This is a genomic window from Acetoanaerobium pronyense (genome assembly GCF_017874355.1).
GTDB lineage: Bacteria > Bacillota > Clostridia > Peptostreptococcales > Filifactoraceae > Acetoanaerobium > Acetoanaerobium pronyense.
This window is the reverse complement of sequence record NZ_JAGGLI010000023.1, coordinates 1-20,065: the sequence shown is the minus strand read 5'-3', so window position 1 is coordinate 20,065 and position 20,065 is coordinate 1. Positions and strand designations below refer to the sequence as shown.

Here is a 20,065-nt window from a genome sequence, read left to right as displayed (position 1 = left end):
TAAGTATAATTTTTTTTGTATATTTTTATTTTTAATTAAAGCCATGTTTCAGATAAGATTGAACAGAAGGATTAGGCACTTCTTCTAATATACTTGTTATTATTAAGCTAGGGCTATCTAATAAACTTATGTCTTCCATAGAAACAGTTGTTGCAAGCTGCTTTACTACACGAACATTAGGCCTAAATGGAAAATCCTTTGGAATCGAAGATACTACTCCAATTCTAGAGTCACTTAGTCTCACTAAAGAACCTACAGGATAAGGTATGATTTTTTTAAAGAAAAATTTTACAACATCATAATCAAATACAACTCCAGCAGAACCCAAAATATACTCTACTGCATCAGAAGGAGAGTTTTTCCCTTTTGAGTAGCTTCTTGCTATCAGGTTATCATAAGTGTTGCAAACCGCTAAAACTTTAGATAGGTAATGAATATTTTCTCCTGTAATTTTTCTTGGTTCTCCAGTTCCATCAACTCTTTCATGATGCTCAAGTATAAGTCTTCTTATAATTGGCTCAATATCTGAAAAATTTTTAATATGTTCAAACCCTTTTTCTACATGACCTGTGTCTTCTAAATCATCTTCAAGTGAAACCTCTTGTTCAAATATTTTTCCTATATCATGAAGCAGAGATCCTGCCATTATGATTTTTAAATCTTCTTCGGAATATTTTAGAAAATTTGACATAATTGAAGCGCATAGACAAGTGTTCATACTGTGCTCCAGTAACTCAATACTCTTATTTTTAATCAAAAATAGGTTATTTGAAAAGTCTATATTATCCATTAATTCATTTAAATTTTTCATAATTTTATTTTTAAAGGAAAGCTTCATAGAAGTTATTAGTTTTGATTCTTCGCCCCAATAAAAATTTCTCTCTATCATATAGTCCAGCTTTTCCTTAAATATCTTGATTATATCGTCGTTATTTAATAAATACTTTTTATTTTTTTCACTCATATAAACTCCTCCATGGTACTTTAGAGCTTTTAAAGATATCTTCGACCATGAAGATATCTGCTGTCATAATATTTATTATCTAAACGGCTTATGATAACTTCTCCTCCACCTGATGAGGCATGTATGAATTCACCAGAGCCAATATATATACCCACATGGGTTACTTTTTCAGGCATAAAAGGCTTTGGTTCAGAACTAATTATTTCTTCTTCAAAATTGTCTGTTATATCATTGATATTTGATATACTTCTTGTATCAAAAAATACCAAATCTCCTTTTTGAAGTCTATTTCTATCTATAAGTATGCCGCCGTTTCCCTGAGCCTCAGAAGTCCTAGGTATATTTATATTAAGTTTTTTGAAAATTGTATAAGTATATCCTGAACAGTCATAATAATCAGGACCTGTAGCTGCAAATTTGTAGGGCTTTCCAAGTTCTTCAAAAGCATATCTTATAATTGCAGTTGATTTATCATCTTCGTTTTCAAAATATATGTCGCTAAATAAATCAAGTTTATAGTCTGTCTTATATACTTTTAGCTCTTCTTGAATCAATACTTGCCTTAAATCAAAAAAATATGATTCCAAATCCCCTGAGTATCCCCATGAAATTTTAGGAATTGAAGCTACTGCTACGAGAGAAAATGCAACGATATTTTTTTTCACCCTTAAGTCACCCTTTTTATTTTTATTTGTATTATAAATAGTCGTCTACAGAATCTTGGCTTAATATTTTAATGGTTTTGCCTTTTATTTCTATTATATTTTCTTCTTTCATTTTTATTAGTTCTCTTGAAAGTGATGGCCTTTCTACTCCAAGTATTTCAGAAAATTCTTGTTTTGTTATATTAATCGACATATTTTTTTTGTCTTTTGACTCTTTTATAATATAAAATAAGATTTTTTGTCTTATACTCTTTAGAGAAAGGAGTGAAAGTTTATTATTTAATATAAGAATTTTGTTTGATAGTACCTCCATAAACTTCTCTACAAACTGTACATGGTTTGAGCACATCATAAGAATGTTCTCTTTTGATATAAAAAGTATTTTTGAATCAAGAAGTGCTTCCACTGTAGCTGGATATTCGTGAGTCGTAGAAAACACTATTGCTTCCCCAAACATATCTCCATGTTTTATTTGAGTAATGGTGATTTTTTTCCCCATTATAGCTCCTTTATGAATTTCTACTTCACCCTCTAGCACTATACCTATCCCTGTACATTTGTCACCTTCCCAGAAAAGTACTTCTCCTTTTTTGTAATCTACAGTCCTAAAAGGGACTTCTTTTATTATTTTTTCTATTTCTTCCTCTGAAATAGATTTGAAAATCTTTGTTCCTTTAAGCTGACTTATAAAACTAGCGTTCATTTTTTCCTCCAGATAAGTGAAGTCTTTCAAGAGGTATCATTAGCTTTTCTATTTTAAAGTTTAGCCTATCAATTCTCTTATTGAGTTTGTATGCATTATAGATAGCAAGTATGATATATGCCATTATAAGAACTGCTATTAATACCATAAAAATAATTCCAATTCTCATTTTTTTTCCCTCCTACAATAACTAACCCACTTCTACTTCATTTTCTTCATAAGAAATATAATCACTATAGCTTCCAACATAAAGCCTTGTAAGAATTCCAATTTCATCCATAGCTATTATATTGGCTGGGGCTGTAACACCTGAGCCACAGTATACTACAATCTCTTTATAAGGGATAATCTTAGAGTATAGCTTTTCAAGTTCTTTCTTTGATTTTAAATAGCCATTTGAATACGCATCATTGTAAAATATATTAATAGAAGTAGGTATTCTTCCTGGAATCTTATCTATGGGTTCCATTATGCCCAGATATCGTTCATTTGTTCTTGAATCAACAATCATAGAGTATTCATTTGACTCATCTATCATTTTTTTGACTTCTTCTATATTCACTACCATTGACTGATTAATCTGGGCGTAAATTTTCCCTAAGCTTGGTTTTTTTGTGTTATGTTTACTTTCTATAAGTTCTTCATAGTTCCAAGACTTAAAGCCACCATCAAGCACCTTCACATCTTCTATTCCAATATATTTGAGCATCCACCACAGCCTAGGAGCCACAAACATATCATCATCGTATACTACTATTTTACTATCATTTGAAATACCAATATTTTCTAACTTGCTTATAAAATCAGCCAAAAAAGGGAGGGGATGTCTTCCGCCATGCTTTTCTACTTCTCTGGAAAGGTCTTTTTCAAGATCAAAATAGTGAGAGTTTTTGATATGACTTTTTAAATAGCTCATATGACCAAAATTCGAATCCGAAAGGTCATATCTGCAGTCAAGTATAATGTGTTGATTAAAAGATTCTTTTAGCTCCACTGAAGTGATAAAATTCTTCATAGGTAAATCCCCTTTCATAAAAACGTTCTAGCTGAATCAAAAACCGCTTAATAGAATTAATATTACGTATTATATTTTAACTTTTGTTAAAAATTCAATGTTTCTTAATGATATATTACTATAAATATCTTTAGAAGGAAAATCTTTTCATTGAAATTTGAATTATGGCCAAAAATATATATCTTTATGATAAAATATATCTTATATAGCTCACATATTCCCTATTTGAGTCACTTTAAATCAAAATAATCCTACAAAACTAATGCGAATGGAGTGAACCAATTGAAAAAAATACTTATTACTATCTTTGCCATATCTGCTATACTCACTGGATGTTCTTCCGAATCGACTTTAGCCACTGAAGAAGTCCCTGCTTCTGAAGAAGCTATCATAGAAGATAACTTAGATCAACCACTTGAAGTCCTTTCACTTGATGATATGGCAAATTTAAAGATTGACGAAAGCGGAGAAGTTATGGTTTTAATGTACCATAACATAGGAGAAGAAGAGGCTACGTGGACTAGGACACCTGAAAACTTTAGAAGAGATTTGGAAACACTCTATAACTCTGGTTTTAGGGCTATTTCCCTTGAAGATTATGCAAATGGAAATATATCTACTGAAGCAGGCTTTACTCCTGTAGTATTTACATTTGATGATGGAAATGAAAATAATTTTAGATATATAAAACATGGAGAAGAAAATATAATTGATCCTAAGTGTGCTGTTGGGATAATGGAGGATTTTAAAAAGGAATATCCAGATTTTAATATGACTGCCACCTTCTTTTTAAACGGTCTTGCATTTGGTGATTCTTCCACTGAAAAAGAAAAACTAACTTTTTTGATAGAAAACAATTACTCTATAGGAAATCATACAATGGGTCATCCTAACCTTAGAGATTTGTCTTCCGAAAATATTCAAAAGGAAATTGCAACCCTAAAGGAAAGATATGAAAATATGCTTCCTAATTTAGATATAAATACTCTAGCTCTCCCATTTGGCGGAAAACCCTCTGCCGATGATTACACTCTAACGTATAAAGGAGAATACGATGGAGTAATCTATGAAAATGTCGCTGTACTTCTTGTAGGATGGGATCCATACTTTTCTCCTTATCATAAGGAATTTGATTTTTCAAATATAAGAAGAGTAAGAGCAAGTGAAATGAATGTTGATGGAGTTGGACTTTACGATTGGCTTTATTCATACGAAAAAGGCTCTAAAAGAAGATATATAAGTGATGGAAATCCAGATACAATTGTGGTTCCTGATTCCAGAATGGATTTGATTAACCAGTCCAGATTTACAGACAAGGAGATTTTCAGCTACGAAAAAAATTAATTATTAGATTATTTAGGTTGAAATCTATACTAGCAAAATTTTGAATGTGAAATTTATTGAATCAAATAAAAAAGTAGAGCTTAGGGCTATTTCCTAATCTCTACTTTTTTGTTTGATCATTTCCATATGTATCTATCTAAGTATGAAAGTTCAGAAAAATTATTATCATATTTTTCTTTTCCTTTTAAAATATGATATAGCTCTCTAGCTTTTTCCTTTTCTCCTAAATTATAATATGTAAGAATCACAGCAGATAATTCTTTAGTATAGGGAAATTTTTCTTTTTTAAGATATTTTAATATAGGCTCAAAATTTTCTTTGGATTTGTTATAATTCTTTAGCCTATAGTATAAAATTCCCTTTTGCAAATAAATGCTACTTCTTTCAATTTCATTAAAACTTGGATTTGCTAGAGCTTCATCAAGAACTTTGATTGCTTTTCTCTTGCTTGAAAAATAAATCACATAATTTGCTGCTCTTTTATGATAGTCATGAACTGTCTCCAGTTTTCCAAAGAAGGCCCTATACACAACTCTTCCTATAATTACGATGCTTATAATATATATGATATATATATGTATTATAACCAACTCCTCTAAATATATTTTTAAAAAACAAAAGAGAGAATAATCTTCTCTCTTGTTAATATCTCTTAAGTAATCTTAAGCTTCTTCTTCAAACTGGTCTTTTCCTACTCCACAAAGAGGACAAACCCAATCTTCTGGAAGATCTTCAAATGTAACACCTGGATTGATTCCGTTATCTGGATCTCCTACCTCTGGATCATAAACATACCCACATACTGTACATACATATTTAGTCATTAATAACTCCTCCTTAATTTTTATTTAGTTAAAGCCAATAAGTATTTACCCATATTAAAAATAATTAAACATTATTTCAGTATAAATGGGAGACCTTTAATGGCCTTATATAAAGAGATATTCTCTTAATTCTACACTAAGATAATACCACATTTATGGTTTGCTTAAACACTAATAATCATGAAAATGTAACATAATTTAATATCTCCATTCTGAAAAATGAATAAACAAAAAGGCTTAATTATACCAAATCCATATAGGCTATGCTTATATGGATTTAGTATAGAAAAATGTCTTAATGGGTTTTAAATCGTATTTCTGAGGAGATATTATCTGTTCTGTACTACCAACAAATAATATTCCATCTTGGTTTAAAGAGCGGCTAAAATTCTTATAAATCTGAGCCTTAGCTTCTTCTGTAAAGTATATTAAAACATTCCTGCAAACTATTAAATCACAGTGCTCCACAAATTTATCTTTTAGAAGATTGTGCTGCCTGAAAGTAACTCTGCTTTTAATATCTTTACTTATACTATAGTCTTTATCAGTAATCTTTGTAAAATGCTTCGACAAAAGTCCTGCTGGAACATTTTTTAAGCTATTTGAAGAATATATTCCGTTTTGAGCTCTTGCCATCGCTTCTTTATCAATATCTGTCGCTACTATATTAATTTTTTCTAAAGGCATCAACTGGCTTAATATCATAGTTATAGTGTACGGCTCTTCTCCTGTAGAGCAGGCAGCACTCCATATTTTTATATCTTTTTTTCTTTTTAGTAGATTTACGAAAACCTCTTGTTCAACTATCTTCCATTGTTCTGGATTTCTAAAGAATTCAGAAACATTAATAGTCATATAGTTAATAAACTCTTTAAATAAATCTTGATTTTTATCAAGCTCTTTAAAGTATAGGTTTAAATCACTAAAGCCATTTCTGCTGGCCAAGGATTCTATTCTTCTTTTCATCTGCTTTTCTTTGTATAAGCTTAAGTCTATCCCTGTCTTTTTTAATATTTTTTCCTTAAACGACTCATATTGAGACATCCCTTTACTCCTCTTCTGCGACTTCTGTTTCTTCGTTTTTAACGTCTTCTAGAATCAGACTTAATTCAATTTTTTTGGATTCTTCATCTATGCTTAGAATTTTCACATTGATTTTTTCTCCAACTTTTAAAATCTCATTAGGATTTTTAATAAAATCAGAAGATAAGTTTGATATATGAACAAATCCATCTACAGTAGGGTGAAGGTTAATAAATGCACCATATTCTTTAATATTTTTAACTTCACCTTCAACTATATCTCCTACCTGAACTCTTGATAAGAATTCATTCCATGGATGATTAGTAAGAGCCTTTATACTTAAAGAAAGTCTTTCAGTCTGTTTATCAAAGCTTATAACCTTAACAGTTACCTTATCAGAAACCTTAAACATGTTTTTAATATTTTCATTTCTATCCCAAGATATTTCGCTAACATGAACAAGTCCAGTGAACCCGCCGATATCCACAAAAATACCATAGTCCTTGATATCTTTTATTACTCCTTCAAATTCTTGGCCTTCTGCAATTGTATCAATAATTTCACTCTTCATTTTTTCTTGTTCTTTTAGAAGAATATTTTTTCTTGACATTATAAGTCTTCTCTTTTTAGGATCTATATCAATAACTTCAACCTTAAAAGACTTTCCTATATATCCTTTTAATACTTCTTCTCCAATGAACTTAAGCTCTATATGGCTAAGAGGTATAAATCCTCTTAAAGATCCTTTGAACGAAGCTATAAGACCTTTAGGGTTTGATTCTACTATTTTAACATCAACAATGTCTCCAGAATTAATCTCATCCCAAACCTTAAGCTCATCAATTCTTTTTTTAGAAAGTATGATATCTCCAGTGTTTTTATCTATCTTTACAACCTGAACTTCTACTTCATCTCCAACTTTAATAGATTCACCTTCAAGGATTTGATCTTTAGGTAATATTCCATCAGTCTTATAATTTAAATCTATATAGAAAGAATCTGGCTTTTCTATCATAACTGTTCCTTTAACTAGGCTTCCTTTATATACTTCTTGGTAGTTCTTTTCTTCTTCCATTAATAGCTTTTCCATTTCGCTACTCATTAACTCCAACTCCTCTAAATTTATTTTGTGAACACAGTACAACCATACTTTATATTATAAACTACTTCCAGTACAATTGCTCATATTAATTTTAGCAAAGTATTGCCTTAATTAAAACCTTTAAATCAATACTTTATTATATGTCTGAAAGTTTTTTTATAACTTCATTTATTATAAAATCCGGGGTTGAAGCTCCAGCTGCAATTCCCACAGAATTATAAGCACTAATCTTTTCTATTTCTAGGTCGTCTACAGTTTCTATAAGATAGGTATCACAGTTAACCATACATATATCTGCTAGTTTTTTAGTGTTTGAGCTATGCTTTCCACCTACTACAATCATTGCATCCACTTTTTTGGAAAGCTCAATAGAAGAACTTTGTCTTTTCTGAGTTGCTAGACATATCGTATTATTAAAATCTATATCTTCAATCTTTCCTTCCAAATACTTTTTTATCTCTTCATATATTTTAAAATTCATAGTTGTCTGAACAACTACAACGTATTTTTCTTTGTTAAAGCGTATCTCCTCAAAATCAGAAATGGATTTTCCAATTATTGCACTGTTATTGCACCATCCATTTATTCCTATTATTTCTGGATGGTCTTTGTCTCCTATTATAATAATATTATTTCCACTTTTATGCATTTTATAAACTATTTTTTGAATTTTTTTTACAAAAGGGCAGGTTGCATCCACAAGAGAAATAGAATTTTCTTCAGCATAATCATATATACTTTTTCCAACTCCATGGGACCTTATTATTACAACTCCACTTTCAATGTCTGCTATTTCCTTAATTACTTTTAGTCCCTTTTCTTTGAGCACTTCGACTGCCTGGTCATTGTGTATCAAAGGGCCTAAAGAATAAATATTTTTAGCAGAGTTTTTTTCTAAATTTTTTATAGCAGTATCTACGGCTCTTTTAACTCCATAACAGTAACCTGCGTGCTCAGCAATAAAAATTTCCATAATCATCACCCTAATTGTCTTTTATTTTACTCATTACCTGTTTTGCAACTTCCATATAGTTGTCTGGTGAAGCTATTTTTAAATCCTCAGGAACTATATACGCATCTAATACAGTAACCTTTATCTTAGAAAAAATCTTATATGAAGATTCTATTCTTACAGGAATTATTTTCGCATCTGTTTTTATTGCAAACATTCCAAGGCCAGCCTTAGATGTATTATCTTCTTCACTTTTTATTCTTGTGCCTTGAGGAAAAATCCCCAATACTTCATTTGATTTAAGTGCCTTAATAGCCTTTTTTATTGCCGTAATATCACTTTTATTTCTATCAACTGGTATAGTTCCAATTTTTTCAAATAGCCATCCAAGAGGACGTGGCTTAAAAAGCTCTTTCTTTGCCATAAAATGAATATCTCTGTTTTTAAATACAATAGCTAAAACAACAGGATCAAAGTTGTGTATATGATTAGAAGCAACTATAAGGGGTTCTCCTTCTGGAAGTTTCCTATCTCCCTCAATCTGTAGCCTATATAAACTGACAAGCAGTGGTTTCACTAAATTGGTCATAAATCTAAACGAAGTCATTTTAAGCTCCTTTAACTATTCTTATTATTTCACTCACTACCTCTTCTATCCCTTTATCGCTTGTATCAATCTCTATAGCATCATCCGCTTTTTTTAATGGAGATATTTCCCTAGAGGTATCCTTTAAATCTCTTTCTATTATAGATTTTGTTATTTCCTCAAGACTAACTTTTTCTGCTTTATCTTTTATTTCTTCATATCTTCTTAAGGCTCTTACATCTGGTCTTGCAGTTAGGAAAAATTTAAAATCTGCATTCGGGAAAACTACAGTTCCAATATCTCTTCCATCCAAAATTGCTGATTTTCTTTCTCCTATTTTTCTTTGAAGGTAAACAAGTTTATCCCTTACCTCTTTAATAGCTGATACCTCAGATACCAAAGATGTAACTTCACTTGTTCTTATCAAATCACTTACATCCTTTGAATCAAGGTATATGTGATTATTTCTAAAGTCAATCTCTGTTTCCAAAAGACATTTAACTACATCTTGAAAATCACTTGTATTTATACCCTTATTAAGGAGTTTATAACTTACTGCTCGATACATTGCTCCAGTATCTATATATTCTATGTTAATAATCTCTGCTATTTTTTTTGCAATTGTACTTTTCCCAGCTCCTGCCGGTCCATCAATGGCAATTATCAAATGAATCACCTCTATTAAATTTATTTTATCTTTTCTTCAGATGGGCAAAGATCTGGCCTTAGAGTCTTTGCTTCGTTTAAGTATATATGAGTTATATCTTTTTTTGAAATATCAGTATAAACATACATAAGTATCCTTATACATTTTTTCATGGAACCCTCCACATATTTTTCTTCAAAATTTAAAAAAGGAGTATCTTCCATTGAATATACTTCTCTTATTGCCTTTGAGGGATATATTTTGTCTAAGTCATTTGTCATAGTTATAATAATACTTACTATATTATCTTCTTCTATATTATTTTTATTTAAAATTTCACCAAATAGCTTTATCGTATTGTTTTTTATTTCCTTGGCTGAATTTTCCTTTACAGTTGTAGCTCCTCTAATCGCTCTTATTTTCATAAAATTCCTCTAATCTTCAAGATGAGACATATCATTTATAGAAAGTATTTTAGGTTCTTTATTTTCTGTTTTTATTTTATTTAGGGCTAGGTTTCCTTGATGAATATTAAACATCTTATTCATGGGTGCCTCTAAAAAATGTATTAGCATTAGCTTTATTACCATAGCATGGCATACTATTAGAATATTTTTCCCACTATGCATTTGATCTATATTCCAAAAAGTTTTTTGTATCCTTTCCATTGCCTTTGTCATATTTTCTCCACCTATGAAAGTAGTTTCCTCTGGATTTTCTTTCCAATTTTCATATAGTTCGCTGTAGTTTGATTTGATTAAATCTATTGTCATTCCTTCCCATACTCCAAAGTCGATTTCTCTAAATCCTTTTTCAAGATGAATATCTAAACCTAATTCCAACAAATTAGCTGTTTCATGTGCTCTTTTCAGGTCCGAAGAATAGATTAAATCTATATTAAGATTTTTTAATCGTTCTCTTAAAAGCACTATATCCTGCTTAGCTTTTTCAGTCAAAGGGGAGTCTTTCTGTCCCTGAGTCCTATGTTCTTGATTCCATATAGTCTTTCCATGTCTTACTATATAATATGTATTCATAAGTACTCTCCTATTATTTTCCAATATAAAAAAGAGAAATAAAATTATTTCTCTTTTTTATATATTATACTATAATATAAAATTTGTGGAAAATATTTTATTTTTCATCATAAATCTTGTATTCTTTCCAGATGTCCTCAAGCATATCAAAATACCTTTTGATATCATCTTTTTTTCTCATTCCCACAGCAACAATAAGTGCATTCGCTACACTCAGTGGAGCAACAAGTGAATCAACAAAAGATGCCATATTGCTTCTTGTAATTAAGGTTTCATCTGATAATGTAGCAACTGGTGCAAGATGACTATCTGTTATGGAAACAATATCCGCTCCTTGTTCTTTTGCATATTTGAGAAGTTCAAAAGTACGTTTTGAATATCTTGGAAAGCTAATCCCTATCACAAGATCTTCTTCTCCTACTTTAAGAATTTGTTCAAAAACATCACTTATTCCATAGTTGACAAGAACTACATTATCTAAGATTAAGTTGAGATAAAAACTCAGGTATTCTCCAATAGCTGCAGAGCTCCTAAGCCCTACTATATATATTTTTCTAGACCTTAGAAGCTTATTGATTACATTTTCAAAAGACACAGGATTTATTTCATCAAGAGTTCCTTTTATATTTTCTACATCAGCTTTTAATACTTTTTTTAGGATTGCAAAATCACTAGAGTACTCCTTTGACATTTCAACCCTTTGAACTGTTGTAAGTTTCGTTTTGATAAGTTCTTGGAGGGATTTTTGCAACAATGGGTAGCCACTATAGCCTAAAGCATTGGCAAATCTTACTACTGTGGACTCACTAACCCCTACAGTCTCTCCTAGCTTTGCAGCAGTCATAAAAGCCGCTTTGTCATAATTCGAAAGAATAAATTGAGCTATTATTTTTTGGCCTTTGCTAAGTTTCGAGAACCTGCTTTGAATCAATGAAATTAAATCTTTTTTGCTTGAGTCGTTCCCCATATGTAAATCCCCTCTTCACTTAATTTTGTACAAGGATAGTGCCTGCTTCAAAAGCCTTTTTATTTAAATCTTCAGTGCCTTGAGGTACTCTGCTAAGAACTGCATCAAGGACAGACTGCTTTTCGATTCCATCAAGGAGTTCTGTTAATACCCCAAGAGCAACAATATTGGCAACCATTGATTTTCCAATTTTTTCAGATGCAGTTTTTAGTATAGGAAGGCTATAAGTAGCTTTCACTTTAACACTTTCATCAACTTCAATACTATCATCAATGACAATAATTGAATCACCGTCTAAATCATGGACATATTTTTCATAGGCCTTCTGAGAAAGGGCTAAAAGTATGTCTGGTTTTCTAACTTTTGGAAAAAATATTTCATTCGAGCTTATAATTACCTCTGCTTTACTAGCTCCTCCTCTTGCTTCTGGTCCGTAAGATTGGCTTTGCACTGCATTTAATCCCTGATTTATACTTGCTTCTGCCAAAATTATACCTGCAAGAATAAGCCCTTGTCCACCTGATCCACTAAGTCTTAATTCTTTTCTCATTATTCATCTCTCCCAGCAGAAAACATTTCCATTATTTTATTATACTGTTCATTGTACTCAGGTTCTATAGTATTTTTAAATTCACCCATAAAAAGCTTTCCTTCTAGTTTTTCAGGGGCAAGTTTATCTTTTACCTTTATATCCACAAAAGTATTTTTTAGACCTTCAAGAAGCTCAACTGCTCCACCTTTTTTGTTCTTTCTTCCGTAGTAGGTAGGGCAAGTTGACATACCCTCTATAAGAGCAAATCCTTTGTGCTGTATACCTTTTTTAACGTAATCTGTCATCTGCTTCGCATGATATGCTGTAGATCTTGCAACATATGTTGCACCAGCCCCTTCAGCAAGCTTACAGATATCAAATGATTTGTCTATATTTCCAAAAGGTGCAGTAGTCCCTTTATCCCCCATTGGAGTCGTTGGAGAAAACTGTCCTCCAGTCATTCCATATATATTATTATTGAATATTATTGTAGTTATATCTATATTTCTTCTACAAGCATGGATAAGGTGGTTACCACCTATTGCCGATGCATCTCCATCTCCAGAAACTACTATAACATGAAGGTCTGGATTCGCAAATTTAACTCCTGTTGCAAATGCAAGAGCTCTACCGTGAGTTGTGTGAAGAGTGTTAAAATCCATATATCCACTTGCTCTAGATGAACATCCTATTCCAGATACTATACATACTTTATCTTTATCTAATTTTAGTTCTTCTATAGCTACTGCTATTGATCTCATCATTATTCCATGACCACAACCAGGACACCATATATGGGGCAACCTATCTGTTCTCATTGAGTTTGAAATTACTGTACTAGACATTAAATTACCTCCAAACATTTTTCAACGATTTGTTCAGGAGTTATTATCTCTCCATTAGCTTTATTTATTCCTTTAACAATATCCTTGTTTTGAGCTGCAAGCATTACAGGCTCTATCATTTGTCCAAGATTCATCTCTACAACAAATATAAATTTTTTGTTTTGAGAAAGCTCATTCAATCTAGCACTAGGGAATGGCCATACTGTTTTAGGTGCAAACAGACCCACATTATATCCTTTTTCTTTTAAAGTAGCCATGGCTTCTTTAGATGCTCTTACCATACCACCAAATGAAACAAGAAGTACATCTGCATCTTGGGCATTTATTTCTTCATATATAAGTATATCATCAAGATTGTTATCAATCTTTGCCATTAATCTATTAAGTAATCTTTCTGCTTCATCTGTATTGTTTGTAGGAAATCCAGTCTCGTCATGGAATAATCCAGTCACATTGTATCTATATCCCATTCCAAAGTTTGCCATAGGAGGAACAAGATCTTCTGTATATTCAAATGCTTTGAATTCCTCTGGAGAAACTGTTGGTAATTTTCTAGGTATAACCTCAAGTTCACCAGGCTCTGGTATTTCTATTTTCTCTCTAAGATGACCAATAAGTTCATCCATTAAAAGTATTACTGGCATTCTATATTTTTCTGAAAAATTAAATGCCTTTACAGTAAGTTCAAAGGTTTCAGCAACTGATGTTGGAGAAAGTGCAATTACTGGATGGTCTCCATGAGTTCCCCATTTTGCCTGCATATAATCTCCTTGAGCTGGCGATGTAGGCAGCCCAGTACTAGGTCCGCTTCTTTGAACGTTTACAACAACACATGGAGTTTCTGTGATGGCTGCATATCCTAAGTTTTCTTGTTTTAGGGAAAATCCTGGCCCACTCGTTGCAGTCATTGCCTTAGCTCCAGCAATAGCTGCTCCAATAGTAGTTGCCATTCCGGCAATTTCATCTTCCATCTGAATAAATTTTCCACCGATTCTAGGAAGCATTTCTGATGATACTTCTGCAATTTCAGTTGATGGGGTTATTGGATAACCTGCAAAGAAATCCATTCCAGCGTATAACGCACCGTGAACACAGGCTTCATTTCCTTGTAACAACTTTATTTTTCTACCCATTTTTTACACCTCTTCCAAATATATAGCATAGTCTGGACATCTAAGCTCGCACTGTCCGCATTTGATGCAGTCCTCTGGTCTTAATATAGCAATTTTATCATTTTCCAATCCTAATACTTGCTTTGGGCAAAATGCAACACATATGTTACATCCCTTACACCACTCTGGTTTTGTTACCAAAATTTTACTCAATTTTCACATCTCCTCAAAATATAGTTAGATGATTTTTTATCAATTACCTAATTAAATTTTATCAAAATTATAGATATTTTGCAATTTATATTTCATATGATTGTAAAGAAGTTTCATTTGCAATTTTAGCTGCAAAGATATCCTTTTCCCAGTAGTTTGAAGATGATTAGCCGCTCAAAAATGAAGGTTGGCGGATGGTTTCTTTCATAAATGCAAAATACTTCCAAATAGACACCTTAATTTCAAACTAAAATAGGGTGTCTATATTTGGAAGTATCTAAGAGAATACTATTTCTTTTTATACTGGATGAGTTACATCTTCTGAGTTATATAATGTACCTTCTATCTTATATTTCTCGGCCCACTTTCCCTCTAAGAATTTTTTTGAAACATCTGGGAAAAGTGCATAAGAAAGAATATCTTCATCTGTTGTTGCAAATTCTTTTATTTCATTTTTTATTTTATCAAACTGAGGCTCAATTAAATCAGCTGGTCTGCATGTAATTACTTCATCTTGGCCTATTATTTTAGTTTTTACTTCTTCGTTAATTTCTGCAGGTGATTTTCCATAAAGCCCTTTAACGTAGTCTTTTATTTCTTTAGGAACAAGCTTATATCTTTCTCCTGTAACTACATTCATAACAGCTTGAGTCCCTACCATTTGACTAAGAGGAGTAACAAGAGGTGGGAATCCTAACTCTTCTCTTACCTTTGGAACCTCTCTTAAAACATCTTCATATTTTTCTTCCATATTTTGTCCTTTAAGCTGAGATAGCAGGTTTGATAGCATTCCACCTGGAACCTGGTATATAAGAGCATTAGGATCAACAGAAGCCACTTTATGATTTAACATACCATTTGACACGTATTTTTCTTTTAGAACTTTAAAGTAATCTGCAATTTCTGAAACAACCTTTAAATCTACATCTACATCATATCCAGAGTTAAGTAGTGTAGCTACCATAGATTCTGTAGGAGGTTGAGATGTTCCCATAGCAAAAGGTGATACCGCAGTATCTATGATATCTGCTCCAGCTTCGATGGCTTTAAGATACATCATTGACGCTACTCCACTTGTGTAATGGCTATGAACCTCTAGCTCAAGGTCTACGTTTTCCTTTAATGCCTTTACAAGATCAAAAGCATCTTGAGGAAGAAGTATTCCAGCCATATCTTTGATACAGATAGAATCAGCTCCTATGTCTCTCATTTGCTTTGCAACCTTAACATAGTAGTCCACATTATGAACAGGACTTGTTGTGTAGGATATTGCACACTGAACATGTCCCTTTTCTTTTTTCGTAGATTTTACAGCGGTCTCAAGATTTCTTACATCGTTGAGTGCATCAAATATCCTAATAATATCTATTCCGTTTTCTATTGATTTTTTAACAAACATATCTACTATATCATCTGAATAATGCTTGTACCCTAAAAGATTTTGACCTCTTAGGAGCATCTGAAGGTTTGTATTTTTTACTGCTTTTCTAATTATTCTCAGTCTTTCCCATGGATCTTCATTAAGATATCTTAGACATGAGTCAAATGTAGCCCCACCCCACATTTCTATAGAGTAATAGCCTGCCTGGTCTATTTTTTCAAGTATCGGGATCATCTCTTTTGTGCTTAATCTTGTTGCGATTAAAGACTGATGAGCATCTCTTAATATAGTGTCCGTAAACTTAATTTTCTTCATTATTTATCCTCCTAAACATTATTGTTACTGCTGGAACCACAACACCCTTTTGTAAAAAATTCCTTAATATCTAAAAATAAGTAATTTGATTCTTCTCCCTTTAAATCTATCATAAAATGTCTAAAAAATAAAGGATTAAAACCTATTTTGCAATAAAATGATTCTTCTCCTTCATTTTTCACTACAATATATTCTATGCCTTTTAGGTCTACAAAGTTGATGAGGCTTCTGATTAAGCCATCTTTTAGCAAAGGGGAATCATCAAACATTTTAAGGAAATTAACCTTGCATATCTTGCCTTCAATTTCATAAATACAAACCCCTAGGATGTCTTCGTCTTCAGTGCAAGCAAAAATACTAGAATTGGGATGTTTTTTTATTAGTTCATCCATATCAATCGTATCTTTCAATAGAATATTATTTTCAAATGGACTAAAACATATCATGGCAATTATCTCCTTTTTATTTAATTTCTGCAATTTTTTTTAGATAATTTATTTCTTTCTCTGTTAAGGCCCTGTAGCTGCCTTCTTTAAGAGTGCTTAACTCAAGCTCACCTATTGCTACTCTATTTAAATCAATAACTTTTTTTCCAAAATAACTGAACATTTTTCTTATCTGTCTATTTTTCCCTTCTCCTATTATTACTTCATATAAAGCTTGGAATGATAATCTTTTGAGTCTACATGGAGCTGTAATATATCCCCCTATATCTACACCTGACATAAATTCCTTTGTTTCACTTTCATTTAATGGTTTATCTACCTTCACTTCATACTTTTTATAAATATTATGCTTTGGATGGGTCAGCTTATATGTTAAATCTCCATCATTAGTCATTAACAGTAGCCCTCTACTGTCATAATCTAGTCTTCCCACAGGATAAATCCTATCATTAGAATCAAAAAAATCTATCACAGATTTTCTACCAAATTGGTCTTTTGCTGTGGATATATATCCAACTGGTTTATTTAATATAAAATATTTATAGCTTTCGACAGGTCTAATTACCTTATTGTTGACCTTGACTATATTATTATCCTGTACTTGAATAGCTAAATCCTTTATAATCTTATTATCAATACTTACTTTTCCTTCTAGAATAAGCTCTTCAGCTTTGCGTCTAGATGCTACTCCACAGAGTGCTATATACTTGTTTATCCTCAATTTCAACACCTACTTTAATCATTATTAATTTGTTTTAATACATATAATTATAGCTTTCATTTTTTGTTTTGAATATAAATACAAATTTTTCACAGGGAGAATTGTCATGAATATAGGAGAAAAGATAAAACGACTTAGAATACTCAATAATCTTACTCAAGAGGAGCTTGCACTTAGATGCGACTTAACCAAGGGTTTTATTTCTAAACTAGAAAGAGATTTAACTTCTCCTTCTATAGCTACGTTAGTTGATATACTTGAAGCATTAGGCACTGATTTAAAGGATTTCTTTAACGAGAGCTCAAACAGCAAGATTGTTTATGGAAAAGAAGATATATACGATGCATATTATGAGCACAATAAGTCAAAAATATACTGGCTCATACCAAATTCCCAAAAAAACTCCATGGAGCCTATACTTATAGAAATAGAGCCTGAGGGGGTTACAGAAATAGATAGACCACATCCTGGAGAAGAGTTTGGATATGTTATGAAAGGCTCAATCACAGTAGTAATAGGAAATAAGAAACATAAAGTCAAAAAAGGGGAGAGTTTTTACTTTACTCCAGACAAAGAGCATTATATTGTAAATAGTGGTAGTAGTACAGCAGAAGTACTTTGGGTTTCTACTCCCCCTTCGTTCTAATTACTGGTCACTGAGGCTTTCTTCAAAAAAATCCTGTAAAGGCGGCAAATCCTTGATTGAACTTATGGAAAAATGCTCCAAAAATTTTTCTGAGGTTTTATATATTATAGGCTTGCCTATTTTATCTAGCCTTCCCGCTTCTTTTATAAGACCAATTTCAATGAGAGTACTTATTGGTTTATCACATTTCACGCCTCTGATTGATTCTATCTCAGGCTTTGTAACAGGCTGATTATAAGCTATTATTGCTAAAGTTTCCAGTGATGCTTGGGTCAAAGATTTTCTTTTTATTGGATTTAAGAAATCATTAATGTATTCATAGTTAGCCCCTTTAGTGGAAAGCTGATACCTGTCTTCCAGTATTATCAGTTCTATTCCACTTTCAAGGCTTTCATATTTTTTAATCAGGATATTTATAAGACTTGTAAACTCACTCGTTTTAATAGAAAAATTCTTTGACTGAAGATATTCAATTAAGTCTTTTTTCGAAATAGGATCTCCATATGCAAATAGTAAAGATTCTATAATAGAAACCATTTTTAGAGTATCTTTATTTTCTGTCTGCTTTAAATAAAACTGCCCACCTTGATTCTCTCTAATAGAATTGTCCAACCTCCATCAGCCTTTCTATATGAATTCTATCTAAATGATTAATCTGCATCAAGCTCACATCCCTTGTCTTTGCAAGCTCCAAAAGGGATAACATCGTTGCCACATGATCATCCTTCATGTTGTGTTCTACAAGTTCATCAAAATAAACTCTGTTTTTAACAACAAGTATCTCTTTAATTTCATTGATTTTTTCTTCAATTGATATAATTTTTTTCGTAAAACTTATATCTCTGTCATTTTCTATTGTTTCCTTTTTATGAGGAATTACCTTAATAAGCTTATCTAAAGTAATCTCTGAGATATCTACAAATTCTTCATAATATATCTCCGCCTTAGGCTTTTTGTATGTAAGGTGAGAAGAGCCATATTTTTCCCTTAAAAAATTTGAAGCATTTTTAAACTTACTATATTCCTTTATATTTTCAAACAATTCTTTTCTAGGATCCTCTTCTTCATTTTCACTAGATATATAAAGCATATATTTTGACTTGATTTCTAAAAGTCTTGATGCCATAAGTACAAATTCACTGGCAATTTCCATATCCATTTGAGAAATATTTTCTATGGACTGTAGGTACTGCTGGGTTATTTCAGATATGGAAACTTCATATATATCTAGTTTTTTCTTAGTTATAAGGTCAAATATAAGATCCATTGGGCCTTCATAAAATGATGTATTTATAAGATATGACATATGTCTCTCCTTATATTACAATGTTTATCAAATAGTTTAGAAAGCTAATTATAGCTGTTATTACAGGACTTAATAAGAAACCTATGCTACCACTTATAAGAAGCAGTAAAAGTATTATAGAGCCATAGCTTTCATACTGGTAAAATTTATACCTAAGTTTTAAAGGCAAAAATGAGTATATTATTTTTGAACCGTCAAGAGGTGGTATAGGCAACAGGTTGAAAGCTGCAAGCATGATGTTGATTCTTACAATTCCATTCATGACTTGGTAGTAAGCTGGGACATCTATAACTCCAATTGAAAAATAGGTTATAAAATGAAAAACAAGGGCAAGTATAAGATTCATAGTGATACCTGCAATAGATACTAAAAACAGTCCTACATTTCTATTTTTGAAGTTGTTTTCATTTATAGGAACCGGCTTAGCCCATCCAAATCTAACTAAAAGAAGCATCAAAAACCCCATAGGGTCAATATGCTTTAGTGGGTCTAGACTCAATCTTCCAGATCTCTTTGCTGTGTCATCTCCCATAGCAAAAGCTGCTGCTCCATGGGCAAATTCGTGAAAAGTAAGCGCTATAAGAATTCCTGGCAATATAGTTAAAAAATCAATAACCATAATATATCTCCTCGTATAATATGTTTAGACCCAGTTTTTATGGTCTAAGCATATTTATTTTTTTCTTTAACTTACCAATTTTTAATTGAGATATCCTAATG

Annotated in this window: 27 protein-coding genes; 2 read left to right on the top strand and 25 right to left on the bottom strand. The window is 31.7% G+C overall.

All coding sequences use genetic code 11. The annotated features are described in order from the left end of the window. Positions 1-31: 31 nt before the first annotated feature. The 5 genes from J2Z35_RS09995 to J2Z35_RS09975 are packed head-to-tail and all read right to left on the bottom strand — an operon-like array spanning position 32 to position 3,347. Complete coding sequence (locus J2Z35_RS09995) at positions 32-964, bottom strand: HD-GYP domain-containing protein (RefSeq protein ID WP_209661261.1); 933 nt, start codon at positions 962-964, stop codon at positions 32-34. A 29-nt stretch (positions 965-993) separates the two neighbouring features. Next, on the bottom strand, positions 994-1,629 hold the full coding sequence (locus tag J2Z35_RS09990; RefSeq protein ID WP_209661260.1) for a C40 family peptidase: 636 nt from the start codon (positions 1,627-1,629) through the stop codon (positions 994-996). Between the two features lie 31 nt (positions 1,630-1,660). Continuing rightward, entirely contained in the window at positions 1,661-2,332 is a 672-nt protein-coding gene (locus J2Z35_RS09985) for a Crp/Fnr family transcriptional regulator (RefSeq protein WP_209661259.1), read from the bottom strand. Next, positions 2,322-2,501 (bottom strand): hypothetical protein, encoded by a 180-nt coding sequence (locus tag J2Z35_RS09980; RefSeq protein WP_209661258.1) that lies wholly within the window; start codon positions 2,499-2,501, stop codon positions 2,322-2,324. The genes J2Z35_RS09985 and J2Z35_RS09980 overlap by 11 nt, the downstream gene beginning before the upstream one ends. A 21-nt stretch (positions 2,502-2,522) precedes the next feature. After that, the gene (locus tag J2Z35_RS09975; RefSeq protein ID WP_209661257.1) at positions 2,523-3,347 is read right to left on the bottom strand and encodes a sulfurtransferase; all 825 of its coding nucleotides are present in this window, start codon (positions 3,345-3,347) and stop codon (positions 2,523-2,525) included. Positions 3,348-3,629: 282 nt separating this feature from the next. Here J2Z35_RS09975 and J2Z35_RS09970 point away from each other — a divergent pair, with 282 nt between their 5' ends. Next, a complete protein-coding gene (locus J2Z35_RS09970; protein WP_209661256.1) occupies positions 3,630-4,691 on the top strand; it encodes a polysaccharide deacetylase family protein in 1,062 nt (353 codons plus the stop codon). Between the two features lie 116 nt (positions 4,692-4,807). On the opposite strand, the gene J2Z35_RS09965 is transcribed toward J2Z35_RS09970, so the two are convergent. The 17 genes from J2Z35_RS09965 to J2Z35_RS09885 all read right to left on the bottom strand — a co-directional run bounded on the left by J2Z35_RS09965 (position 4,808) and on the right by J2Z35_RS09885 (position 17,393). Then, positions 4,808-5,221: a hypothetical protein gene (locus J2Z35_RS09965; protein WP_209661255.1), complete on the bottom strand. Its 414-nt coding sequence runs from the start codon at positions 5,219-5,221 to the stop codon at positions 4,808-4,810. Between the two features lie 132 nt (positions 5,222-5,353). Continuing rightward, a complete protein-coding gene (rd, locus tag J2Z35_RS09960; protein ID WP_209661254.1) occupies positions 5,354-5,515 on the bottom strand; it encodes a rubredoxin in 162 nt (53 codons plus the stop codon). Positions 5,516-5,782: 267 nt separating this feature from the next. After that, complete coding sequence (locus J2Z35_RS09955; RefSeq protein ID WP_209661253.1) at positions 5,783-6,559, bottom strand: CheR family methyltransferase; 777 nt, start codon at positions 6,557-6,559, stop codon at positions 5,783-5,785. A 4-nt stretch (positions 6,560-6,563) separates the two neighbouring features. Further along, positions 6,564-7,640, bottom strand: a complete 1,077-nt coding sequence (locus J2Z35_RS09950; protein ID WP_209661252.1) for a 30S ribosomal protein S1 — start codon at positions 7,638-7,640, stop codon at positions 6,564-6,566. 136 nt (positions 7,641-7,776) lie between these two features. Then, the gene (ispH, locus tag J2Z35_RS09945) at positions 7,777-8,613 is read right to left on the bottom strand and encodes a 4-hydroxy-3-methylbut-2-enyl diphosphate reductase (RefSeq protein WP_209661251.1); all 837 of its coding nucleotides are present in this window, start codon (positions 8,611-8,613) and stop codon (positions 7,777-7,779) included. Between the two features lie 10 nt (positions 8,614-8,623). Next, positions 8,624-9,199 carry a lysophospholipid acyltransferase family protein gene (locus J2Z35_RS09940; protein WP_209661250.1) on the bottom strand — a complete coding sequence of 192 codons (576 nt, stop codon included), beginning with the start codon at positions 9,197-9,199 and terminating at the stop codon, positions 8,624-8,626. Position 9,200: 1 nt separating this feature from the next. Continuing rightward, the gene (cmk, locus tag J2Z35_RS09935) at positions 9,201-9,845 is read right to left on the bottom strand and encodes a (d)CMP kinase (RefSeq protein ID WP_245330843.1); all 645 of its coding nucleotides are present in this window, start codon (positions 9,843-9,845) and stop codon (positions 9,201-9,203) included. 20 nt (positions 9,846-9,865) lie between these two features. After that, a complete protein-coding gene (gene aroH / locus J2Z35_RS09930) occupies positions 9,866-10,249 on the bottom strand; it encodes a chorismate mutase (protein WP_245330842.1) in 384 nt (127 codons plus the stop codon). Positions 10,250-10,258: 9 nt separating this feature from the next. Next, the gene (locus tag J2Z35_RS09925; RefSeq protein WP_209661248.1) at positions 10,259-10,861 is read right to left on the bottom strand and encodes a histidine phosphatase family protein; all 603 of its coding nucleotides are present in this window, start codon (positions 10,859-10,861) and stop codon (positions 10,259-10,261) included. A gap of 97 nt (positions 10,862-10,958) precedes the next feature. Further along, positions 10,959-11,828: a MurR/RpiR family transcriptional regulator gene (locus J2Z35_RS09920; RefSeq protein ID WP_209661247.1), complete on the bottom strand. Its 870-nt coding sequence runs from the start codon at positions 11,826-11,828 to the stop codon at positions 10,959-10,961. Between the two features lie 19 nt (positions 11,829-11,847). Next, positions 11,848-12,378, bottom strand: a complete 531-nt coding sequence (locus J2Z35_RS09915; protein WP_209661246.1) for a 2-oxoacid:acceptor oxidoreductase family protein — start codon at positions 12,376-12,378, stop codon at positions 11,848-11,850. Continuing rightward, positions 12,378-13,205, bottom strand: coding sequence for a 2-oxoacid:ferredoxin oxidoreductase subunit beta (locus J2Z35_RS09910; protein WP_245330841.1), 828 nt, complete (start codon positions 13,203-13,205; stop codon positions 12,378-12,380). The genes J2Z35_RS09915 and J2Z35_RS09910 overlap by 1 nt, the downstream gene beginning before the upstream one ends. Continuing rightward, the gene (locus J2Z35_RS09905) at positions 13,205-14,338 is read right to left on the bottom strand and encodes a 2-oxoacid:acceptor oxidoreductase subunit alpha (RefSeq protein ID WP_209661245.1); all 1,134 of its coding nucleotides are present in this window, start codon (positions 14,336-14,338) and stop codon (positions 13,205-13,207) included. The genes J2Z35_RS09910 and J2Z35_RS09905 overlap by 1 nt, the downstream gene beginning before the upstream one ends. A 3-nt stretch (positions 14,339-14,341) precedes the next feature. Next, positions 14,342-14,530, bottom strand: coding sequence for a 4Fe-4S binding protein (locus J2Z35_RS09900; protein ID WP_209661244.1), 189 nt, complete (start codon positions 14,528-14,530; stop codon positions 14,342-14,344). Positions 14,531-14,828: 298 nt separating this feature from the next. Continuing rightward, on the bottom strand, positions 14,829-16,226 hold the full coding sequence (locus tag J2Z35_RS09895; RefSeq protein WP_209661243.1) for an oxaloacetate decarboxylase subunit alpha: 1,398 nt from the start codon (positions 16,224-16,226) through the stop codon (positions 14,829-14,831). An 11-nt stretch (positions 16,227-16,237) separates the two neighbouring features. Continuing rightward, positions 16,238-16,672 (bottom strand): hypothetical protein, encoded by a 435-nt coding sequence (locus J2Z35_RS09890; protein ID WP_209661242.1) that lies wholly within the window; start codon positions 16,670-16,672, stop codon positions 16,238-16,240. Between the two features lie 16 nt (positions 16,673-16,688). Then, positions 16,689-17,393 (bottom strand): pseudouridine synthase, encoded by a 705-nt coding sequence (locus tag J2Z35_RS09885; protein WP_209661241.1) that lies wholly within the window; start codon positions 17,391-17,393, stop codon positions 16,689-16,691. Positions 17,394-17,499: 106 nt separating this feature from the next. Here J2Z35_RS09885 and J2Z35_RS09880 point away from each other — a divergent pair, with 106 nt between their 5' ends. Continuing rightward, the gene (locus J2Z35_RS09880) at positions 17,500-18,039 is read left to right on the top strand and encodes a helix-turn-helix domain-containing protein (RefSeq protein ID WP_209661240.1); all 540 of its coding nucleotides are present in this window, start codon (positions 17,500-17,502) and stop codon (positions 18,037-18,039) included. On the opposite strand, the gene scpB is transcribed toward J2Z35_RS09880, so the two are convergent. Genes scpB through J2Z35_RS09865 form a run of 3 tightly spaced genes read right to left on the bottom strand, consistent with a single transcriptional unit; the run spans position 18,040 to position 19,964 of the window. Then, on the bottom strand, positions 18,040-18,651 hold the full coding sequence (gene scpB, locus J2Z35_RS09875) for an SMC-Scp complex subunit ScpB (protein ID WP_330623428.1): 612 nt from the start codon (positions 18,649-18,651) through the stop codon (positions 18,040-18,042). It abuts the gene before it with no gap. Next, a complete protein-coding gene (locus tag J2Z35_RS09870) occupies positions 18,635-19,345 on the bottom strand; it encodes a segregation and condensation protein A (protein ID WP_209661239.1) in 711 nt (236 codons plus the stop codon). The genes scpB and J2Z35_RS09870 overlap by 17 nt, the downstream gene beginning before the upstream one ends. Positions 19,346-19,355: 10 nt before the next feature. Next, positions 19,356-19,964, bottom strand: a complete 609-nt coding sequence (locus J2Z35_RS09865) for a site-2 protease family protein (protein WP_209661238.1) — start codon at positions 19,962-19,964, stop codon at positions 19,356-19,358. Positions 19,965-20,065 lie beyond the last annotated feature (101 nt).

What these genes read in the sequence shown, in the direction of transcription:
- J2Z35_RS09995 (WP_209661261.1), bottom strand. Translation starts at nt 964, where the DNA reads ATGAGTGAAAAAAATAAAAAGTATTTATTAAATAACGACGATATAATC.
- J2Z35_RS09985 (WP_209661259.1), bottom strand. Translation starts at nt 2,332, where the DNA reads ATGAACGCTAGTTTTATAAGTCAGCTTAAAGGAACAAAGATTTTCAAA.
- J2Z35_RS09980 (WP_209661258.1), bottom strand. Translation starts at nt 2,501, where the DNA reads ATGAGAATTGGAATTATTTTTATGGTATTAATAGCAGTTCTTATAATG.
- J2Z35_RS09975 (WP_209661257.1), bottom strand. Translation starts at nt 3,347, where the DNA reads ATGAAGAATTTTATCACTTCAGTGGAGCTAAAAGAATCTTTTAATCAA.
- rd (WP_209661254.1), bottom strand. Translation starts at nt 5,515, where the DNA reads ATGACTAAATATGTATGTACAGTATGTGGGTATGTTTATGATCCAGAG.
- J2Z35_RS09955 (WP_209661253.1), bottom strand. Translation starts at nt 6,559, where the DNA reads ATGTCTCAATATGAGTCGTTTAAGGAAAAAATATTAAAAAAGACAGGG.
- J2Z35_RS09950 (WP_209661252.1), bottom strand. Translation starts at nt 7,640, where the DNA reads ATGAGTAGCGAAATGGAAAAGCTATTAATGGAAGAAGAAAAGAACTAC.
- ispH (WP_209661251.1), bottom strand. Translation starts at nt 8,613, where the DNA reads ATGGAAATTTTTATTGCTGAGCACGCAGGTTACTGTTATGGAGTTAAA.
- J2Z35_RS09940 (WP_209661250.1), bottom strand. Translation starts at nt 9,199, where the DNA reads ATGACTTCGTTTAGATTTATGACCAATTTAGTGAAACCACTGCTTGTC.
- aroH (WP_245330842.1), bottom strand. Translation starts at nt 10,249, where the DNA reads ATGAAAATAAGAGCGATTAGAGGAGCTACAACTGTAAAGGAAAATTCA.
- J2Z35_RS09925 (WP_209661248.1), bottom strand. Translation starts at nt 10,861, where the DNA reads ATGAATACATATTATATAGTAAGACATGGAAAGACTATATGGAATCAA.
- J2Z35_RS09920 (WP_209661247.1), bottom strand. Translation starts at nt 11,828, where the DNA reads ATGGGGAACGACTCAAGCAAAAAAGATTTAATTTCATTGATTCAAAGC.
- J2Z35_RS09915 (WP_209661246.1), bottom strand. Translation starts at nt 12,378, where the DNA reads ATGAGAAAAGAATTAAGACTTAGTGGATCAGGTGGACAAGGGCTTATT.
- J2Z35_RS09910 (WP_245330841.1), bottom strand. Translation starts at nt 13,205, where the DNA reads ATGTCTAGTACAGTAATTTCAAACTCAATGAGAACAGATAGGTTGCCC.
- J2Z35_RS09905 (WP_209661245.1), bottom strand. Translation starts at nt 14,338, where the DNA reads ATGGGTAGAAAAATAAAGTTGTTACAAGGAAATGAAGCCTGTGTTCAC.
- J2Z35_RS09895 (WP_209661243.1), bottom strand. Translation starts at nt 16,226, where the DNA reads ATGAAGAAAATTAAGTTTACGGACACTATATTAAGAGATGCTCATCAG.
- J2Z35_RS09890 (WP_209661242.1), bottom strand. Translation starts at nt 16,672, where the DNA reads ATGATATGTTTTAGTCCATTTGAAAATAATATTCTATTGAAAGATACG.
- J2Z35_RS09880 (WP_209661240.1), top strand. Translation starts at nt 17,500, where the DNA reads ATGAATATAGGAGAAAAGATAAAACGACTTAGAATACTCAATAATCTT.
- J2Z35_RS09870 (WP_209661239.1), bottom strand. Translation starts at nt 19,345, where the DNA reads ATGTCATATCTTATAAATACATCATTTTATGAAGGCCCAATGGATCTT.
- J2Z35_RS09865 (WP_209661238.1), bottom strand. Translation starts at nt 19,964, where the DNA reads ATGGTTATTGATTTTTTAACTATATTGCCAGGAATTCTTATAGCGCTT.